The organism is Terriglobus sp. 2YAB30_2, from assembly GCF_052114765.1.
Lineage (GTDB): Bacteria > Acidobacteriota > Terriglobia > Terriglobales > Acidobacteriaceae > Terriglobus.
This window is the reverse complement of sequence record NZ_JBFRFJ010000050.1, coordinates 1-2,190: the sequence shown is the minus strand read 5'-3', so window position 1 is coordinate 2,190 and position 2,190 is coordinate 1. Positions and strand designations below refer to the sequence as shown.

General features: G+C 60.5%; 6 protein-coding genes. 2 read left to right on the top strand and 4 right to left on the bottom strand.

The genetic code is table 11. The annotated features are described in order from the left end of the window. Window positions 1-207, top strand: a 207-nt coding sequence (locus AB4Y89_RS24430) for a hypothetical protein (protein ID WP_442303553.1), incomplete at its 5' end; no start/stop codon positions are given. 144 nt (window positions 208-351) lie between these two features. On the opposite strand, the gene AB4Y89_RS24425 is transcribed toward AB4Y89_RS24430, so the two are convergent. From AB4Y89_RS24425 to AB4Y89_RS24415, 3 genes are read right to left on the bottom strand one after another with little or no spacing between them, the layout of a single operon-like run. Next, on the bottom strand, window positions 352-507 hold the full coding sequence (locus AB4Y89_RS24425) for a hypothetical protein (RefSeq protein ID WP_442303552.1): 156 nt from the start codon (window positions 505-507) through the stop codon (window positions 352-354). A gap of 16 nt (window positions 508-523) precedes the next feature. Then, the gene (locus AB4Y89_RS24420; protein ID WP_442303551.1) at window positions 524-718 is read right to left on the bottom strand and encodes a hypothetical protein; all 195 of its coding nucleotides are present in this window, start codon (window positions 716-718) and stop codon (window positions 524-526) included. Between the two features lie 7 nt (window positions 719-725). Next, window positions 726-935, bottom strand: a complete 210-nt coding sequence (locus AB4Y89_RS24415; RefSeq protein WP_442303550.1) for a hypothetical protein — start codon at window positions 933-935, stop codon at window positions 726-728. 208 nt (window positions 936-1,143) lie between these two features. Between AB4Y89_RS24415 and AB4Y89_RS24410 the strand changes: the two genes are divergently transcribed. After that, a complete protein-coding gene (locus AB4Y89_RS24410; protein WP_442303549.1) occupies window positions 1,144-1,608 on the top strand; it encodes an NUDIX hydrolase in 465 nt (154 codons plus the stop codon). Window positions 1,609-1,679: 71 nt separating this feature from the next. Here the strand turns inward: AB4Y89_RS24410 and AB4Y89_RS24405 are convergent. After that, window positions 1,680-2,190: hypothetical protein (locus AB4Y89_RS24405; RefSeq protein WP_442303548.1), on the bottom strand; the 511-nt coding region annotated here is incomplete at its 5' end.

Sequence of the window (2,190 nt, the reverse complement as noted above, 5' to 3'; positions counted from 1 at the left end):
CGTACCGAGGTATCACCGCGCCACGTCCCCGACGAGATCATCCTCGCCCCCGGCATCCCACACACCCGCACCGGCAAAAAACTGGAAGTGCCGATCAAGAAACTGTTCCAAGGCGCCGATCCCGCCCACGTCGTCGAGCGCAGCGCGGTAGACAACCCAGACCTGCTCGACTGGTACGGCGCGGTCCGTCCGAGTGGAAGCGCATGACCTTTCGACTGATCCTTCATGGATTTGACTGCAACACAAAGGATTTTGAGTAATCGAACTACCGGCGGCGAGTCTGCCCCCGATCGAGGTGCCGGGTGCACTGATTCAAGCGACCCAAACCACCGATCAGTTGGATTCAGTTCGCTACGTTCGAGCCATGACACCTAGCGCAGCGACGAACTCCTCAACTGTTTCACCCGGGAGAACCTCCCAGTTCATCAGCTGCTCCTCGAGAATCCCTGCGGCAATCTCATCACCCCATCCCGGGGTGGTGACCGCGGTGTCGATATCCGAATTCAATCTCCTTCCGAGTCCATCAGTCCCACAGCTCGCCACAAGGTAGTACCGGCAGATCGTCCTGTACGTCGTCATCGACCACGACCGTCAATTCTGGAAACCCCTGTGCCAGTGCATCGGCTACGTTCTGCGCCTGCTCGGCGCTTGCCTGGTAGTCCAGGCAGAGCGCACCGGATTCGATATGGATATGCCGAATACGCCTCGGCGGCCTCATCCCCGCATCACCGCGGATTGGTCAGACTCGACACCATTCGGCCAGCCACGATCAGCGTGTCCTGCGCCGCTGCCTTCCGCGGGCAATGCTTCGCCCGGCAGGCCACATGGATCTGCATGATCTCGTGCGTCTGCGAAACAGTGAACGGCACAATCGGTGCCCGGTGAGCAGCCGGATCACATAGTGCGACTGCCTGATACATAGCAAGGGAATACATGGCTGGATACCTTCTGGTTGGGAGATTTTGGTCCAAATACCAGCCTGGTTTTCGGGCCGTGCGGGGGCTATATCGTCCGATTGCTGACCGCTATGCGTCCGGCGTATAGCGCGGCAGTGGCACGGGGACCAGGCTCGGCTCGCTTGAACGGACGAACGCGCGAAAAGCCAGGTCAGGCGGTATAATTCGACGTGGGAGGAATCCATATATGAGTACGATGCCCGAGTCCATCCAGGATGTACGGCCGCAGCGACACAAGGTAACCGGTGATGTTCATCTGCTGCTTCGCCGCGGCGACGAAGTGCTCTTCGGTCAGCGTCGGAACACCGGGTTCGAGGATGGTGCATGGCACCTGCCCTCGGGGCACCTGGAGGCCGGCGAGTCCGTCATCAGCGCTCTGATCCGTGAAGCTGAGGAAGAGATAGGCATTTCGATCCAGCCCGAGGATATGCAGTTCAGCCACATCATGCACAATTCGTCGTCCGGTGGCCGCATGGCCTTCTTCTTCACCGTGACGAATTGGCAGGGCGAGCCGACCAACCAGGAACCCGACAAGTGCAGTGCCCTCGACTGGTTTGCCATCAACGCCTTGCCGGATCACATGATCGAATACTGCCGGGCGGCCATGAAGCACATCGGCCAGGAGTCACCCTTCTCGACATTCGGCTGGTAGGACAGCGGCAGAGCGCCCGGATGCCTGATGGCTTCCGGGCGCTTGTTTCGTTGTCGTCGAGTCCTCCTACGTCAGAATAACTTCCAACTCTCCAACTGACCGATCAGCTTCTGGAGTCGTTCGGGGCTCATCCGCTTCCGCTCAACCTCGTAGGCGGATTCCTGCTTCCTGCCGTACTGCCACCACGCCTCGCCGGTCTTGCGGTCCATCACTAGAAAGCGGTCTTTGACCGCAGGACCACGGATCACCAGCGACACCGTGTAGGGCAAGGCCACCACTGCATGAACCATTGTGTGGTGCAGGGCGTAGCTGGTGCCGACCGGTTCGTCGCGCGCCTGCAACACCGGCAGTTCAGTCGGGTCGATCTGATCATCCACTTCGGCGTTCCCGAACAGAAAGTGCCGGTACTGCCCGCGCAGGATGCGACTGGCGTTGACTGTGCTCGCCGAAACGCCCCACCCGTACTCGCCGAAATTCCCCACCCGTGAGCGGTGTCGATTATAGGGGTTCACGGTTGCCGGTGGTGGCGCGGCGGAGGTTGTCGGCGGTGGCTTGGTGATCGCGGAGCCGGTAGGAATCGCC